Here is a 15,883-nt window from a genome sequence, read left to right as displayed (position 1 = left end):
ATGGATCCGAACTACTACATCATCCTGTCGGCGCTGCTGTTCACGATCGGCGCGGTCGGCTTCATGGTGCGCCGGAACGCGATCGTCGCCTTCATGTGTGTCGAGCTGATGTTGAACGCGACCAACCTGGCATTGGTCACCTTCTCCCGGCTGTACGGCAACCTGGACGGCCAGCTCGCCGCGTTCTTCGTGATGGTGGTGGCCGCGGCCGAGGTGGTGGTCGGGCTGGCGATCATCGTCACCATCTTCCGTACCCGACGCTCGGCCTCGGTCGACGACGCGAACCTGTTGAAGTTCTGACGAGATAGTGGACCCCAACATGATCTTGCTCGAAGTGCCTACGCCGGTGCCGGCGGACGGGCTGTTCGGCTATGCCTGGCTGCTGATCGCCATGCCGCTGGTCAGCGCCGCGATCCTGCTGCTGGTCGGCCGGCTCGGTGATCGCTGGGGCCACTTCCTCGGCACCCTGGCGCCGATCGCCTCCTTCGCTCTCGGCCTGACCCTGTTCGTCCAGTTGCTCGGCCGGGAAGAGGCCCAGCGGTCCGTCGGCCTGCCCCTGTGGGACTGGATCGGCACCGGCAACTGGGACATCGGCGTCGGCCTGCAGATCGACCAGCTGTCGATCCTGTTCACGTTGTTGATCACCGGGGTCGGCAGCCTGATCCACATCTACTCCATCGGCTACATGGCCCACGACGAGCGGCGGCGGCGGTTCTTCGCCTTCCTCAACCTGTTCGTGGCCGCGATGCTGCTGCTGGTGCTGGCCGACAACTACCTGGTGCTGTTCGTCGGCTGGGAGGGCGTGGGCCTCGCCTCGTACCTCTTGATCGGCTTCTGGCAGCACAAGACGAGCGCGGCGGTCGCGGCCAAGAAGGCCTTCATCGTCAACCGCGTCGGTGATCTCGGCATGGCGATCGGGATCATGCTGATGCTCTTCGCCTTCGGCTCCTCGGCCTTCGTCGATGTCAACGCCGGGATCGCCGGCGTCACCCCGTGGGTCGCCACCGCGCTGGGCTGCCTGCTGCTGCTCGGCGCCTGCGGCAAGTCGGCCCAGGTGCCGCTGCAGTCCTGGTTGCTGGACGCGATGGAGGGCCCGACCCCGGTGTCGGCGCTGATCCACGCCGCGACCATGGTCACCGCCGGCGTCTATCTGGTGGTCCGGTCGCACGCGATCTTCGAGCTGTCCGAGGCGGCCAGCACCGCGGTCGTGATCGTCGGCACGGTCACCCTGCTGGCCGGCGCCTGGATCGGCTGCGCCAAGGACGACATCAAGAAGGCGCTGGCCGGCTCGACCATGTCGCAGATCGGCTACATGATGCTGGCGGCGGGCATCGGCCCGGCCGGCTACGCGTTCGCGATCTTCCACCTGATCACCCACGGCTTCTTCAAGGCCAACATGTTCCTCGGCGCCGGCTCGGTGATGCACGGGATGAACGACGACGTGAACATGCGCCGCTATGGGGCCCTGGGCCGGGCGATGCCGATCACCTTCGTCACCTTCGCCGCCGGCTACCTGGCGATCATCGGCTTCCCGTTCCTGTCCGGCTTCTATTCCAAGGACCACATCATCGAGGCGGCCTTCGAGCACAACACCGTGGTCGGGGTGCTCGCCATGGTCGGCGCCGGGGTGACGGCCTTCTACATGACCCGGCTGATGCTGATGACGTTCCTGGGCAAGAAGCGCTGGGAGAAGGGCGTGCATCCGCACGAGTCACCGCTGGTGATGACCATCCCGCTGATCCTGCTCGGCGCCGGCTCGGTCGTCGGCGGCCTGGTGCTGAACAACTGGATCAACGGCTGGCTGGATCCGGCGGTCGGCGTCTCGCACGGTGATCATCATCCGAGCCTGCTGCACTTCTCGCCGATCGGCCTGATCACCATCGGTGTGGTCGCGGTCGGCGTGGTGATCGCCTTCCTGGTCTTCGGCCCGCGAAAGGACATCCCGAAGGTGGCGCCGGCCTCGCGGTCGCCGCTCACCCTGGCCGGCCGGAACGATCTCTACGGCGACGCCTTCAACGAGGCGGTCTTCATGCGGCCGGGCCAGACCCTGACCGACGGGGTCGCGGCCACCGATCGTGGCGGCGTCGACGGAGTGGTGCACGGAGTGGCCGGGATGATCGGCGGCTTCGGAGCCCGGCTCCGGCTGCTGCAGAACGGATTCGTCCGGACGTACGCGCTGACCATGACCGCCGGCGCGGCCATCGTCGGCATCGTGCTCGTGCTGGGTCGGCTGGGCTGAGAGGCGATGATGGAATTTCCCTGGTTGACCACACTGGCGGTGCTGCCGCTGCTCGGCGCCGCGGCGCTGATCTTCATCAAGGGCACCGCGGCCAAGCAGGTCGCGGTCGCGGTCTCGGTGCTGACCTTGATCATCGGGATCGTGGTCGCGGTCCGCTTCAACCCGGCCGGCGGGATGCAGTTCATCGAGCAGGTGCCGTGGATCGAGGCCCTGGGCGTCAACTACGCCCTCGGCCTGGACGGCATCGGGCTGACCCTGGTGCTGCTGGTCGCCGTCGTCACGCCGGTGGTGATCATCGCCGCCTGGAACGACGCCGACCCGGTCGACTCCTCAACCTCTGAGCCGATCGCCGGCACGACCCGGGTCGCGCCGAAGTACGACGCCCGGGTGTTCTTCGCCCTGGTGCTCGTGGTCGAGGGCGTCGCGCTGCTGCTGTTCACCGCGACCGACGTCTTCCTCTTCTACATCTTCTTCGAGATCATCCTGATCCCGATGTACTTCCTGATCGGCGGTTTCGGCGGCGCCCGCCGGGCGCAGGCGGCGACCAAGTTCCTGATCTACGGCCTGCTCGGCGGCTTCGTCATGCTGGCCGCGGTGATCGGACTCTGGGTGGTGTCCTCCCAGCAGGGCGATCCGAGCTACCTGTTGTCCGACCTGCGCAACCTGCCGATCGACGAGAACACCCAGCGGCTGCTGTTCTGCGGCTTCATGTTCGCCTTCGCGATCAAGGCCCCGCTGGTGCCGTTCCACACCTGGCTGCCGGACGCCGCGGAGGAGTCGACGCCCGGCGGCGCAACCATGATGGTCGGCGTGATGGACAAGCTCGGCACCTTCGGCATGATCAGGTTCTGCCTCGAGCTGTTCCCCGACGCCAGCCGCTGGGCGACCCCGGTGATCCTGGTGCTGGCGGTGATCTCGATCATCTACGGCGCGATCATGGCGGTGGCGTCGAAGAACCTGATGCGCTTCATCTCCTACACCTCGATCAGCCACTTCGGCTTCATCGTGCTCGGCATCTTCGCCTTCACCACCCAGAGCATGGTGGGCTCGACGCTCTACATGCTGAACCACGGGCTGAGCACGGCGGCACTGTTCCTGGTCGCCGGCTATCTGATCAAGCGCCGCGGGTCGGCCCTGATCGCCGACTTCGGCGGGGTGCAGAAGGTGGCGCCGGTGATGGGCGGGCTGTTCCTGTTCGGCGCACTGGCCACCGTGTCGCTGCCCGGCCTGTCCAGCTTCGTGTCCGAGTTCATGGTGCTGGCCGGGACCTTCGGCCGGCACCCGGTGTTCGCGATCATCGCGACGTCCGGCATCGTGCTGGCGGCGGTCTACATGCTGCTCACGTACCAGCGGACGATGACCGGGCCGATCTCGGCCGACGTCGAGGCCACCATGTCCGACGTCGGGCTGCGCGAGCGGCTGGCGTTGGCACCGGTGGTGCTGCTGATCCTGGCGATCGGGTTTTTCCCGAAGCCGCTGCTGGACGTGATCGAGCCGGCCGTCACGGCCACCATGAGCCAGACCGGAGTGACTGATCCGCAACCCATGATCAGCGCGGAGGGAGAACGATGATCGTTCCGGTGTTGGAGATCACCCCGCCGGTGATCGACTACGGGTTGGTCATGCCGCTGCTGCTGATCTTCGTCGGCGGCTGTCTCGGCGTGCTGGTCGAAGCGCTGGTGCCGCGCGCACTGCGGCTGCCGGCCCAGCTGATCGTCAGCTTCGCCGTGATCATCGCGGCGCTGGTGGTGACCGTACTCAATGTCTCCGGGATCGGGGCCGGCATCACCGCCGGCACCTCGGTCGTGGTCGACGGCCCGGTCTACTTCATCTGGGCCATCCTGTTGATCTTCGGCGCGGTCTCGTTCCTGACCTTCGCCGAGCGCAAGATCGAGAACGGCGCCAGCGTGTTCGCCGCCCAGGCGGCGACGGTGCCCGGCACGGTGGCCGAGCGGGAGGCGATCGAGGCCAAGGTGGAGCACACCGAGGTCTTCCCGCTGGCCCTGTTCGCGCTGACCGGGATGATGCTGTTCCCGGCCTCGAACGACCTGATCACCATGTTCATCGCGCTGGAGATCCTGTCGCTGCCGCTCTACCTGCTCTGTGGCCTGGCCCGGCGGCGCCGGCTGCTCAGCCAGGAGTCGGCGCTGAAGTACTTCCTGCTCGGCGCGCTGTCCTCGGCGTTCTTCATCTACGGCGTGGCGCTGCTGTACGGCTACTCCGGCTCGTTCGAGCTGTCCGCGATCGACGCGGCGCTGCGGACCAGCCAGCAGGGCACCGGCCTGTTGCTGGCCGGGATGGGGCTGCTCGGCGTCGGTCTGCTGTTCAAGTTCGGCGCGGTGCCGTTCCACTCCTGGACTCCCGACGTCTACGTCGGCGCTCCGACCCCGGTCACCGGCTTCATGGCCGTCTGCACCAAGATCGCCGCGATCGGCGCCCTGCTCCGGGTGTTCTACGTGGCGCTCGGCGCCGACCGGTGGGACTGGCAGCCGCTGATGACGATCATCGCCGTCCTCACGATGGCGGTCGGCGCGGTGCTGGCCATCGCCCAGACCGACATCAAGCGGATGCTGGCGTACTCCTCGATCGCCCACGCCGGGTTCCTGATGACGGCGTTCGTCGGGGCCTTCCAGGGCACCACCGGCGCCGGCGGCGGGCTGTCCAGCGTCTCGTCGATCATGTTCTACCTGGTGGCCTATGGCGCGGCGACGATCGGCGCGTTCGCGATCGTCACGATGGTCCGCAACGCCGGTGGCGAGTCGACCGGGCTGGCCAGCTGGGCCGGCCTGGGCAAGCGATCCCCGTTGACCGCGATCGTGTTCTCGATCTTCCTGCTCAGCTTCGCCGGCATCCCGCTGACCGGCGGCTTCATCGGCAAGTGGACCGTGTTCGCCGCGGCGTGGTCCGGCGGCGCGCACTGGCTGGTCGTCGCCGCCGTCGTGCTCAGCGTGGTCGCCGCGTTCTTCTACGTCCGGGTGATCGTGCTGATGTTCTTCGCCGAGTCGGGCGAGGGCGCGCCGAACGTGATCCGGCCGGGCTGGACCACACTGGTCGCGGTCGGTGTCGGCGTGGTCGCTACTGTTGCGTTGGGAATTTTCCCCGGACCGGTGCTGGACATCGCCCAGTCCGCCGGAGAGTTCCTGCGCGCCGGATAGCCCGCGCCGCCGCTGATCCGTCTGAGGGAGGACCGTGACTGCAGAGCCGAACGCCGGCAGTACGGTCTTTGACGCCACGGTCGAGGAGCGGCTGGCCGAGATCGAGACCGCGCTGCTGCGCGCCGCCGAGGCGGACACGGCGCTGGTCACCGAGGCGGCCCAGCATGTGATCGCCGCCGGCGGCAAGCGGTTCCGGCCGCTGCTGGTCGTGCTCGCCGCCTCGCTGGGACCGCGGCAGGATCCGGAGGCGGTGGTCAGGGCCGCGACGGTGGTCGAACTGACCCACGTCGCCAGCCTCTACCACGACGACGTGATGGACGAGGCGGTGCTGCGCCGCGGCTCGCCCAGCGCCAACGACCGGTGGGGCAACACCGTCGCCATCCTGGTCGGTGACTATCTCTTCGCCCGCGCCTCCGACCTGGTCGCCCAGCTCGGGCCCGACTACGTCCGGGTCCAGGCCCAGACCTTCGCCCGGCTGGTGCAGGGGCAGATCGCCGAGACCGTCGGCCCGACCGACGGCGAGGACCCGCTGCAGCACTACCTGGATGTGCTGGCCGGCAAGACCGGCGCCCTGATCGCCACCTCGGCCCTGTTCGGCGCGATGGTCGCCGACGCCGATCCGGACATCCAGCAGCGGCTGGCCCGGTTCGGCGAGGAGATCGGGATGGTCTTCCAGCTCAGCGACGACATCATCGACATCACCAGCGACGACACCGGCAAGACCCCAGGCACCGACCTCCGTGCCGGCATCCCCACCCTGCCCACCCTGCTGCTCCGCGATCATGACGCCCCCGCGGACCGCGCCCTGCGGGAGCGGCTCGACGGCGATCTCCGCGACGACGCCGTCCTCGCCGAGGTGCTGGCCGAGCTGCGCCGGCACCCGGTGATCGACGAGGCCCGCGCACAGGTCGGCAAACGCGCCGAAGCCGCCCGCGCCCTCCTCGAACCCCTCCCGCCCGGCCCCGCCAGATCCGCCCTCACCGAACTCTGCGACACCGTAGTCACCCGCACCGCCTGACCCCCGCCCCAAACCTCCGCCGACCCGTCACATCCGCGGCCGTTTTGGCGGCGTGTCGACGCGGATGTGACGGGTCGATGAGGCTTCAGGGTGGGTAGTCGGCTCTGCTTCGTCGACGCTCCCCGGCCCTGTCTACGCTCCCTTGCCCTGTCGATGGGCCGAGTTCCCTTTTCGCGGAGGTGCGGATCGCCGAGTGTGACGATAGCGACATAGGTTCGCCGATTTCGCGTCGCTAGGGTCCCACTCGGTGAATCGGAGCCCGGGTTGTCCACAGAAATGGGGGTCCCGGGTGGCGTTCGGGGGAGTGGCGGCTGAGGATGCGGACGTGGAACTTCCGAGACTGCTCACGGTGCGCAGTGCCCGCCGGTACGGATTGACGATCCGACAGTTGCGCGGACCGCGGTTCCGGCGGCTGACCCGTGGGGTGTACGCCGCGGGACCGGCCGAACCGAGCCTCACCGAGCGCGCCGCCGCCGCGTTACTCGTGCTGCCCGCGGACGCGGTGATCACCGGCGTCACGGCGCTCTGGCTCTACGGAGTCGAGCTCGGTTCGCCGGAGCCGATCCGGGCCGCGACCGCGACGACCGGGCAGTCCCGGCGCCGCGGGATCCGGCTCAGTCGGGTCGGCCGGGTGCCGCAGACCCGGAGCCGGATGGTGAGCCCAGTGCAGGCCTGGGTCGGGTCCTGCTCCGAGCTCGACCTGGTCCAGGCGGTGGCGGCCGCGGACTGGCTGATGCGGTTGGGTCGATGTGAGCTGGCCGAACTCGGAGCCGCGGCCCAGGCGACCGGCGGCCGGGGCCGTCGGCTGGCCCAGCGTGCCGCGGCCCTGGCCCGGACCGGTGTCGACTCACCGAAGGAGTCCACGCTGCGGCTGATGCTGGTCCTGGCCGGGCTGCCGGAACCGGCCTGCAACCCGATGATCGGCAACCGGACGGAGCCGATCGGGCACTTCGATCTCGTACTCGGCGAGTTCATGATCATCATCGAGTACGACGGCGATCACCATCGCACCGACCGGTGGCAGTGGGCCCGCGACATCGCCCGGCACGAGGCGGCCGTCAACGCCGGCTACGCGATCATCCGGATCACCAACGGCCGGATGATGCATCCGCGCGAGATCGTCCAGACCGTCGACGCTCGCCTCCGCGAACGTGGCTATCAAGGCCCATCGCCCCGCTTCACCCCGGAGTGGCACCGCCTCTTCGATCCCGACCATAGATCGTGAGAGCTCGGGCGCATCGAGTGTGACGATAACGACGCGAATCCCGACCGCCGACGTCGCTATCGTCACTCTCGATGATCGGATGGCCGGAAAGTCGGTGGCGGGAACGGCGATGGCCGCTGGATAGTGGACGGATGGCTGCCATCCTGCTGGCCGGGGGTCCGGGTGCCGGGAAGTCGACCGTGTCCCAGTGGCTGCGCGATCGTGATCTCCGGTCGATCGACCTGGACTACGGCTACGCCCGATTCGAGGACGAGGCCGGAGTGACAGTCGACCTGCCGCCGGCACCCGGGCTCGGCTGGTTGACGACGCACCACTGGAACTGGATCGATAGCCGCCTGGCCGCCGCGGTGGCCGACAGCGCCGATCACACAACCGTGCTGGCCGGCACGGCCTTCAACATGACAGCGCACCTCGATCGCTTCGCGTTGCTGTTGGTCCTGTGCATCGGGGACGCGACCCTCAAAGCCCGGGTCACGGCGCCCGAGCGCAACAACGTCTTCGGCAAGAAGGGCGACACGGCCGAGTGGTCGCTCGGCTGGCGGGACACGGTCGAAGCCGCACTCGAGCAGCGCGGAGCGATCATGATCGACGCGGAACGACCGATTGATCAGGTCGCGGAGGACGTGATCAGCAGCTGCGCTGCGGAAGGCTACCCGATCGCCGGGGTTTCATGATCAGAAGTCGATGCGCATCACCAGGCGGCGGACACCGGGGCGGGTGACGACGGTGAAGCCGGCGTCGGCGTACATGCGTTCGGTGCCGACGTGCAGTTCGTCGGACATCACGTTGCCGATGATCGGGTAACCCTCGAGGGCCCGGGCGCCGCGGTCGCGGGCGAAGTCGACCGCGGCGGCCGCCAACGCCCGGCCGACGCCGCGCTTGCGGAAGCCGGCCCGGACCAGGAAGCAGGTCACGGCCCAGACGGTTTCGTCGGTCTTGTCCTCGGTCCGTCCCTCCCAGGGCACCCGGAAGACGCGGACCAGTCCGACGTAGAGCGGCCGCGGCTCGACCGCGCACCAACCGGCCGGCTCGCCACCCAGATAGGCGACGAGCCCACTGGTCGCCTCGGCGTCAGGATGGCCGCAGTCGGTCTGCTCCCGCAGCCGGCGCGCCCGGTCCTCCGCCGGGATCGATCCGAACGACTCCCGGTGGGCCAGCTTGAAACGCTGGCAGTAGCAACGGGAGCCGGGGCCGCGGGTGCCGAAGATCGCCTGCAGATCGTCCCAGCTCGCCTCGTTGGCCGGGACGATCGTCAGCGCCTGCTCGGACCTGGTCATGACTGCCAGTGTGGTGGTTGGCGCCGACAGCCGGGCGCATTCCGGCAGACCCGCCGCGACTCAGGGAACGATGGCGTCGAGGCCGCGCTTGGGCCCGGTCTGGCTCCGGCCGGTCACGATCAGCTGCTCCAGACTGCGCATGCAGCGGCTCCAGCCGTCCGAGCAGGCGTCGTAACACTCGACGGCCGGCAGCAGACCCTCGTGGGTGAAGTGCAGGGTGGTCGCGTCGCCGTCGGCGGTGATGTCGAAGATCACCCGGGTGCCGGTCCATTCGTCGCGATCTTCGACGAAGACGAGTTCGGAGTCCTCCACGGTCCAGACGACGCGCTGCTGCGGAATGACCTCGGTGAGCCGGAACCGGGCGAACCGGATGCCCTCATCCCGGAAGACGAAGGTGTCGCCCTCCCGGCCGGAATCGCCCTCGATGGTCTCGGTCCACCAGTCCGGACGTCGGTCACGCCGGCGAAGACGCGGTCCGGGGTCTCGGTCACGGTGAAGCCGTCGGTGTAGCTCGGGTTGCTCATCGATCTGCCCTTCTCTCGATCTCGGTCGGTTTGCCCCACCGACGAAGAGTCGACCCGGGGATCGACATCGATCGGGTACGTTTCCGGGATCAGTAGCGACGAGGCCGAGCCGACGGCCTCGGAGCCGGACGCCGTTGATCAGATCGTGGTGGACCTCGGGGTCGGAGTCGACGACGGCGCCCCGGTCCGTGAACCACCGTCGGCCTCGACCGAGACGGCGAACCCGCTCGCGCCGTCGACGCCGTTGAGCCACTCCCTGACGTGGCCGCTGTCGAAGACCGGGCCGGGGACCACGCCGGCGTCGCGCATGATCCAGAGCTGGTAGTCCCGACCGGCCGGCGGCGGTGGCACCTCGGCCATGAACAGGGCCCGGTCCTGCGCCCGGGAGACCAGGAAGGTGCCGGGTGTGCCGTACAGATCGATCGGGTACGACCTCAGATCGGGTGCGTGCAACAGGTCGCTCTCGGCCTGCTGCGCCCGTTCCAGGTCGGAGATCCGGCGTTGCTGCAACACCGCCCAGCCGCCGAGCACGACAGCGATCAGCAGGCTGGCCGCGACGGCCAGGGTGAGCCAGCGGGAGGTACGCGACAGCCGGTGTCGGTCGGTTGTCGACGGCTCCCGTACGACCTCGGTCGGCCGGTCGTCGGCGATCGCGGCGAGCACCCCGGACCGGACCGAGTCCGACGGCGCGTCCGGCCGCTCGGGATCCTCCGGCGGCTCGATCCGGGTCCGCGAGATCCCGGCCATCACCCCGGACCGGACCGAGTCCGGTGGCTGCGCCGCCTCGAGCAGGCTGAGCTCGGCCAGCGCCTCCCGGAACTCGCGCACCTCCTGCCGGCACGACTCGCAGTCCTCCAGGTGCTCGGCGAACACGAGCCGGAGCTCGTCGTCGAGCGCGTGCGCCACGTAGGCGCCGACATAGCCGTGAATGTCGTTCACGATTCCACCCCCAACGCGTCTCGAAGCCCGATCAATCCGTCCCGGATCCTGGTCTTTGCGGTGCCCAGCGGGAGGCTCAACATCCGCGCCACCTGGCGGTGCGTGTAGCCGCCGAAATAGGCCAGCGACAGGGCTTCCCGCTGAACCTCGGTCAATGATCGCATCGCCCGCCGCACCCGTTCCACGTCCACCTGCCGGGACACGTCGTCCCACACCACGTCGCTCGCCTCCGGCTGCTGCTCCCGGCCGTACCGTTCGTCCCGACCAGTCTGACTCGTCACCGACCGGACCCGGTCGACGGCGCGGCGATGGGCGATGGTCAGCAACCAGGCGAGCACCGAACCCAGCTCGGGGCGATACCGGGCGGACTGCTTCCACGCCTCCAGGTACGCCTCCTGGGCGACCTCCGCCGCCTGGTCCGGGGACCGCAGCACCCGCAGCACGACCCCGTAGACCCGCGTCGACGTCAGGTCGTAGAGCGTCTCGAACGCGTCCTCGTGCCCGCGGGCGGTGCGCCCGAGCAGCTCGACCAGGCGATCCGGCTCGGACCGTGGCGGATCCGGCACCGGCGTCAGCCGGGCCCGTCGCTCACCATGATCAGAGTTCATCGCCGATCCTCTTCACCGGCGGGCACGGCGCCGGTTTCCGGACCATACACCGGCTCGGTCGGGGAGCGGCGGGTATGCACCTGGTCACGGTGACGGGACATGGCTGCACTCCTCACGACGGGCTCTTACCCCTTCTTCGGAGCCGCGACGCGATCGGATGCCTCGGACTCGTTGCTACTCCAGGTGCGAGCGGAGGAAATGGAGCTCGGCCGGGGTCCAAACGGCCAGCAGGTCGGTGGCCCGCTCGGCGAGCGAGGCCGCGGCGGGTGCGGGGCTGCCGGCGAGGCGGCTCTGCAGCCCCGGCAGCGCAGCGAGTTGCTCGGAGATCCAGGCGACGTCATCCGGTCCGATCTCGCCGTGGCTGAGCCGGTGCCGCAACATCCGCGGATCGGCCGCCGGGCCGGCGCTGAAGTACGACTTCGACCGGAAGTGCAGCCGGTGCAGCGCGAGCAGGTCCTCGACATCGCGCGATCGCGCGGCCGGGCCGAGCAGGTCCGGACCGAGCGAGGCCTGGAAGGACTCCAGCGGCAGGTCCGGATCGGCCAGGAACGCCCGGACCGCGAGCCGGTTCACCGCGACCAGTGGATCCTGGTAGGGATTGTCATGCCGGGACAGGTGCTCGAAGCCGAACGGGCGCAGCGGCCGGCCGATCAGGTGCGGCTCGCGCATGTCGGCCTGCGGCGGCCGGTAGGTGAAGAACTCGAACGGTGGGAAGTAGCTGGCGATGCCGCGGTCGCGGACCAGCCGGCACGATTCCCGGACGTCCTCGGGCCCGCCGACCATCAGCGAGTAGTCGGCGTAGTAGCTGTAGCTCGCCTGCTTGATCATGGTCGGCTCCAGCTCGGCGCTGTGCGAGGTGAAGACGAACTGCCACCGCGGATCGTACGGATGCGACTGGCCCCGGTCGGCTCGGAAGTAGTGCGGATAGATGATCAACTCGCCGTCCGGGTGAGACTTCCAGTAGTCCTCGGAGAGCTCCCGGACCAGGTCGTACTCGAGACTGAAGTAGTCGCCGATCCCGCTGCCCAGCTTGAGATCCGAGGATTCGATCAAGATCCCGTCGGCCTGCGGATAGAAGTCGTCGTAGAGCTCACGCACGTAGTCGAGCACCAGCCGCCGCGACTCGTCCAGAGCCGGGTTCAGCACGTAGCCCCAACAGTGGATGCCCTGCGACTCCAGGTAGTTGCCGTCCGCGCCGATCGCCCGCAGCCGCGGCTGGGCGATCGGGAACTGGTTGATCCCGTCGTAGTCGTACGGCACGAAGCCGAGCAACGTCTTGATCCCCAGCGTGTGCCCGTAGTCGATCAGGTCGCCGAGAAAGTCCCGCTCGATGTTGCGATGCTCCCGGTTGTACTGCCAGGTGATCGGGTGCCGCCGGGAGCGGAAGCCGCCGCCGGTCCAGAGCACCACTCGGCTCACTCCGTCGTCCCGGTAGCTGCGATAGATCGACTGCCAGGCCTCGAGTCCGAGCGTCGGCATCCGGCCGAAGGTCAGGTAGTAGGCGAGATCGGTCATGGCCACCTCCGAAGCGCAACGCTACGAGCCGCCCACAGAACTGAACCCACCAAACCCAACTCCCACTAGACCAATCTCCCACCGAGTTGTCAGAACTGTGTTGTGCCATAGCGCAACTCAGTTCTGACAACTCGGTGTGTGGTCTAGCGGTGTTGGCGGGGGTGTCTGGACGCGGGTCGGTCGCGGGAGGACCGTCGGAGTGACGCTTGGGAGGTGCTCATGATCAACGACGAATTCAGCCGGCGGCGGTTGCTGCAACTCAGTGGACTGACCCTCGGCTCGGCGGCCCTGTCTGCCTGCGGCGCCCCGGCCGGCAATCCTGGTGGTGCACTTGCCTTCCAGGGTTGGGATTACGAGCCGCAAGCGGTGGAGGGCAATCTGGCCCGGTTCACCGAGCAGTCCGGGGTCAAGGTCGGCTTCACCTCGATCACCGGCTCGCAGTATGTGCAGAAGTCGGTGGCCCAGTTCACCGCCGGCGCCCAGCCGGACGCGCTCTACGTCTACGACGACTCGATGGCCGGCTGGGCCGACGCCGGCTACCTGCAGCCGATCGACGGACTGCCCGGCGTCGACGAGGTGTACGACGCGATCTTCCCCGGCAACGCCGACGCGATGACGCACAACGGCAAGCGCTACTGCCTGCCGTACTACACCGATTGTGCCGCCCTGCTCTACAACGCTGAGCTGCTCGAGAAGGCCGGGTTCTCCGGTCCGCCGAAGACGCTGGAGGAGCTGACCGACCAGGCGATCAAGCTGCGCGAGCAGGGCATCCTCAAGTATTCGATCGGCTTCGCCGCCCAGTTGAGCGACTCGTACTGGGGCTGGTTCTGGGCCCTGCTGTACGCCAGCGGCGGCGTCATGTTCGATGATCAACTCGCGCCCGTGATGGACACCACCGACCCGGTGCCGAAGGGCCTGCTGAGCTGGCTGGACGACGCGGTCCGGGTATCCAAGATCATCGACCCGGCCTCGGTGCAGATGGGCCCGACCCCGGTCGACGAGGCACTCACCTCCGGCCAGTACGCCTTCACCTTCGCCTCCCGCTACGGCGCCCGGGTCTACAACGATCCGAAGAAGTCCAAGATCGCCGGCAAGATGAAGATGGCCATGATCCCGGGGCTCGGCGGGCCGGGCCAGGGCAGTGTGCTGACCACCCGGATGTACGGGCTCAGTGCCGAGACCGAGCGCAAGGACGACGCGATCAAGCTGCTCACCTACCTCGGCGGCTTCGACTCCTCGGGCGCGGCGTACACGGCGAAGTTCTGGTTCCTCAACTACGGCCTCGGCTTCGCCTTCACGGCGCTGGCCCAGGATCCGGAAGTGGTCGCCGAGCTGAAGCGGTGGGGTGATCCGGAGGTCTACGCCCAGCTGTCGGCGACCGCGAAGTCACGCACCGCGGTCGCCAAACCCTGGTATTCGGAGTTCGAAACCGAGCTGCAGAAGGGGATCCAGCGCATCCTCACCTCGCAGGGGGACCCGGAGTCGGTCGTCAAGGGCCTGGCCGACAAGACGCGCGAGCTGGAGAAGAAGTACGCGTGACGTCGACCCCCACCCGCACCGACCGGCCCAAGGCCGAGGTCGGCGACACCGCCCGGGCCTGGCTGCTGAACGCGCCGGCCCTGCTGGTGATCGCGTTGATCATCGGCTTCCCGATCGGCTACTCGTTCTGGCTCAGCCTGCAGCGGAACAACCTGAAGCAGCCCGGCAAGCGGGGGTTCATCGGGATCGACAACTACGTCTCGTTGATCACCGACCAGACCTTCCTCACCTCGATCAGCATCACCACCCTGTTCACCGTCGTCGTGGTGGTGATCACCACCGTGCTGTCGCTGATCCTGGCCATGGTGCTGAACGAGACCTTCGTCGGCCGGGGCGTGCTGCGCAGCCTGATCCTGCTGCCGTGGGCGATCCCGGGCGTGGTCGGCGGGCTCATGTGGCGGTGGATCTTCGATGCCAAGGTCGGGGCGCTGAACGGTCTGCTGGTCGGGCTCGGCGTGATCGACGAATACCAGGCGTTCCTGGCCACGCCGACCTCGGCATTCTTCGTGATCGTCGCGGCCGAGGTGTGGGGCATGCTGCCGTTCGCGGCGATGATCTTGCTGGCCGGGCTGACCGCGATCCCGTCCGAGATGTACGACGCGGCCCGGGTCGACCGGGCCGGCGCGCTGCAGCGGTTCGGCCAGGTCACGCTGCCCTGGCTGCTGCACCCACTGCTGATGGTGTTGATCCTGCAGACGATGGGAGCGTTCCGGGCCTTCGACATCGTCTTCCTGCTCACCGGCGGTGGGCCGGGGGAGTCGACCAACGTGATCGCGCTGCAGGCGGTCCGGACCGCGCTCACCTACACCGACGTCGGGCTGGGCAGCGCCTACGCCTACGTGATCATGGCGATCACGCTGGTGATCTCCGTCGGCTATGTCGTCGTCCTGCACAAACGGGGGAGCTTCGAGGTATGACCGCCACGATCACCCGCCCGGCCCGGGTCGAGGCATCGGCCCCGCCACGGATTCCGCTGCGCTACCGGATCCCGTGGAAGAAGATCATGCTCTATCTGCTGGCGCTCGGCTTCGCGGCGTTCTTCATCGCGCCGTTCTACTGGATCGTCGCGACCAGCTTCATGCACGAGGCCGACGCGGTATCCGTACCGCCGCAATGGATCCCGCAGCATCCGACGCTGGACAACTACCTCAGCTTCCTGGACCCGAGCCGGGCCGAGTTCGCGTCCCGGGCGGTGGAGAACCTGCCCCGGGCGATGGCCAACAGTGCGATCGTGGCGACCCTGACCGCCCTGTGCAACCTGTTGCTCGGCGTGCTGGCCGCCTACACCTTCGCCCGGATCCCGTTCCGCGGCAGCAAAGTGCTGCTGATGGTCTATCTGGCCACCCGGATGGTGCCCGGCGTGACGATCATCGTCCCGTTCTATCTGCTGATGCGGGCGCTGCACCTGCTGGACACCTACCTTGCGTTGATCTTGTCCTACACCACGTTCGCGCTGCCGTTCACGATCTGGATCCTGAAGGACTACTTCCGCACGATCCCGCGCGAGCTGGAGGACGCGGCCAGGGTCGACCGCTGCACCTGGCCGCAGATGATGCGGCAGGTGTTTCTGCCGATCGCCACCCCGGGTCTGGTCACCGTGACGATCTTCTCGTTCCTGTCCGCCTGGAACGAGTTCATGTTCGCGCTGTTCCTGACCAGCACGATCGAGACCCAGACGATGCCGATCATCGTCGCGAACTTCGCCACCGACATCAACGTGCAATACACGGTGATGGCGGCCGCCGGAGTGCTCGCGGTGATCCCGCCGCTGGTGATCGTGATGGCCTTCCAGCGCCTCATCGTCCGCGGGCTGGCCGCGGGCTCGGTCAAGGGATAGAGGGGGT

15 protein-coding genes are annotated in these 15,883 nt (G+C 68.2%); 10 read left to right on the top strand and 5 right to left on the bottom strand.

Going from position 1 to position 15,883, the window contains the following annotated elements:
- From nuoK to FNH24_RS10535, 7 genes are all read left to right on the top strand, one after another.
- Nucleotides 1-300, top strand: a complete 300-nt coding sequence (nuoK, locus tag FNH24_RS10565; protein ID WP_152362136.1) for an NADH-quinone oxidoreductase subunit NuoK — start codon at nt 1-3, stop codon at nt 298-300.
- A 19-nt stretch (nt 301-319) separates the two neighbouring features.
- Nucleotides 320-2,239, top strand: a complete 1,920-nt coding sequence (gene nuoL, locus FNH24_RS10560) for an NADH-quinone oxidoreductase subunit L (RefSeq protein ID WP_152362135.1) — start codon at nt 320-322, stop codon at nt 2,237-2,239.
- Between the two features lie 9 nt (nt 2,240-2,248).
- Nucleotides 2,249-3,811 (top strand): NADH-quinone oxidoreductase subunit M, encoded by a 1,563-nt coding sequence (locus tag FNH24_RS10555; protein WP_152362281.1) that lies wholly within the window; start codon nt 2,249-2,251, stop codon nt 3,809-3,811.
- Nucleotides 3,808-5,394 carry an NADH-quinone oxidoreductase subunit NuoN gene (gene nuoN / locus FNH24_RS10550; RefSeq protein WP_170304490.1) on the top strand — a complete coding sequence of 529 codons (1,587 nt, stop codon included), beginning with the start codon at nt 3,808-3,810 and terminating at the stop codon, nt 5,392-5,394. The genes FNH24_RS10555 and nuoN overlap by 4 nt, the downstream gene beginning before the upstream one ends.
- Nucleotides 5,395-5,428: 34 nt before the next feature.
- The gene (locus FNH24_RS10545) at nt 5,429-6,412 is read left to right on the top strand and encodes a polyprenyl synthetase family protein (RefSeq protein ID WP_152362134.1); all 984 of its coding nucleotides are present in this window, start codon (nt 5,429-5,431) and stop codon (nt 6,410-6,412) included.
- 325 nt (nt 6,413-6,737) lie between these two features.
- Nucleotides 6,738-7,637 carry an endonuclease domain-containing protein gene (locus FNH24_RS10540; protein WP_152362133.1) on the top strand — a complete coding sequence of 300 codons (900 nt, stop codon included), beginning with the start codon at nt 6,738-6,740 and terminating at the stop codon, nt 7,635-7,637.
- 131 nt (nt 7,638-7,768) lie between these two features.
- On the top strand, nt 7,769-8,311 hold the full coding sequence (locus tag FNH24_RS10535) for a DEAD/DEAH box helicase family protein (RefSeq protein ID WP_152362132.1): 543 nt from the start codon (nt 7,769-7,771) through the stop codon (nt 8,309-8,311).
- Here the strand turns inward: FNH24_RS10535 and FNH24_RS10530 are convergent, their stop codons facing one another.
- The 5 genes from FNH24_RS10530 to FNH24_RS10510 all read right to left on the bottom strand — a co-directional run bounded on the left by FNH24_RS10530 (nt 8,312) and on the right by FNH24_RS10510 (nt 12,500).
- On the bottom strand, nt 8,312-8,914 hold the full coding sequence (locus FNH24_RS10530) for a GNAT family N-acetyltransferase (RefSeq protein ID WP_152362131.1): 603 nt from the start codon (nt 8,912-8,914) through the stop codon (nt 8,312-8,314).
- Nucleotides 8,915-8,974: 60 nt separating this feature from the next.
- The gene (locus tag FNH24_RS31935) at nt 8,975-9,691 is read right to left on the bottom strand and encodes an SRPBCC family protein (RefSeq protein ID WP_217428145.1); all 717 of its coding nucleotides are present in this window, start codon (nt 9,689-9,691) and stop codon (nt 8,975-8,977) included.
- Nucleotides 9,577-10,377: an anti-sigma factor gene (locus FNH24_RS10520; RefSeq protein WP_161606081.1), complete on the bottom strand. Its 801-nt coding sequence runs from the start codon at nt 10,375-10,377 to the stop codon at nt 9,577-9,579. The genes FNH24_RS31935 and FNH24_RS10520 overlap by 115 nt, the downstream gene beginning before the upstream one ends.
- On the bottom strand, nt 10,374-10,985 hold the full coding sequence (sigK, locus tag FNH24_RS10515; RefSeq protein WP_152362129.1) for an ECF RNA polymerase sigma factor SigK: 612 nt from the start codon (nt 10,983-10,985) through the stop codon (nt 10,374-10,376). The genes FNH24_RS10520 and sigK overlap by 4 nt, the downstream gene beginning before the upstream one ends.
- A 174-nt stretch (nt 10,986-11,159) precedes the next feature.
- Nucleotides 11,160-12,500, bottom strand: coding sequence for a hypothetical protein (locus FNH24_RS10510; RefSeq protein ID WP_152362128.1), 1,341 nt, complete (start codon nt 12,498-12,500; stop codon nt 11,160-11,162).
- A 219-nt stretch (nt 12,501-12,719) separates the two neighbouring features.
- Between FNH24_RS10510 and FNH24_RS10505 the strand changes: the two genes are divergently transcribed.
- The 3 genes from FNH24_RS10505 to FNH24_RS10495 are packed head-to-tail and all read left to right on the top strand — an operon-like array spanning nt 12,720 to nt 15,876.
- Nucleotides 12,720-14,039: an ABC transporter substrate-binding protein gene (locus tag FNH24_RS10505; RefSeq protein ID WP_152362127.1), complete on the top strand. Its 1,320-nt coding sequence runs from the start codon at nt 12,720-12,722 to the stop codon at nt 14,037-14,039.
- Nucleotides 14,036-14,956, top strand: coding sequence for a carbohydrate ABC transporter permease (locus FNH24_RS10500; protein WP_152362126.1), 921 nt, complete (start codon nt 14,036-14,038; stop codon nt 14,954-14,956). The genes FNH24_RS10505 and FNH24_RS10500 overlap by 4 nt, the downstream gene beginning before the upstream one ends.
- Complete coding sequence (locus FNH24_RS10495) at nt 14,953-15,876, top strand: carbohydrate ABC transporter permease (RefSeq protein WP_152362125.1); 924 nt, start codon at nt 14,953-14,955, stop codon at nt 15,874-15,876. Before FNH24_RS10500 ends, FNH24_RS10495 begins: the two co-directional genes overlap by 4 nt.
- The last annotated feature ends 7 nt before the right edge of the window (nt 15,877-15,883 follow it).

Source organism: Microlunatus speluncae (genome assembly GCF_009299835.1).
GTDB lineage: Bacteria > Actinomycetota > Actinomycetes > Propionibacteriales > Propionibacteriaceae > Microlunatus > Microlunatus speluncae.
The sequence above is the reverse complement of the archived record's forward strand: the minus strand, read 5'-3'. Positions and strand labels throughout refer to the sequence as shown.

Bases quoted from the DNA above. Each gene is read 5' to 3' on its own strand.
- nuoK (WP_152362136.1), top strand. From the start codon at position 1: ATGGATCCGAACTACTACATCATCCTGTCGGCGCTGCTGTTCACGATC.
- nuoL (WP_152362135.1), top strand. From the start codon at position 320: ATGATCTTGCTCGAAGTGCCTACGCCGGTGCCGGCGGACGGGCTGTTC.
- FNH24_RS10555 (WP_152362281.1), top strand. From the start codon at position 2,249: ATGGAATTTCCCTGGTTGACCACACTGGCGGTGCTGCCGCTGCTCGGC.
- nuoN (WP_170304490.1), top strand. From the start codon at position 3,808: ATGATCGTTCCGGTGTTGGAGATCACCCCGCCGGTGATCGACTACGGG.
- FNH24_RS10535 (WP_152362132.1), top strand. From the start codon at position 7,769: ATGGCTGCCATCCTGCTGGCCGGGGGTCCGGGTGCCGGGAAGTCGACC.
- FNH24_RS10530 (WP_152362131.1), bottom strand. From the start codon at position 8,914: ATGACCAGGTCCGAGCAGGCGCTGACGATCGTCCCGGCCAACGAGGCG.
- sigK (WP_152362129.1), bottom strand. From the start codon at position 10,985: ATGAACTCTGATCATGGTGAGCGACGGGCCCGGCTGACGCCGGTGCCG.
- FNH24_RS10510 (WP_152362128.1), bottom strand. From the start codon at position 12,500: ATGACCGATCTCGCCTACTACCTGACCTTCGGCCGGATGCCGACGCTC.
- FNH24_RS10505 (WP_152362127.1), top strand. From the start codon at position 12,720: ATGATCAACGACGAATTCAGCCGGCGGCGGTTGCTGCAACTCAGTGGA.
- FNH24_RS10495 (WP_152362125.1), top strand. From the start codon at position 14,953: ATGACCGCCACGATCACCCGCCCGGCCCGGGTCGAGGCATCGGCCCCG.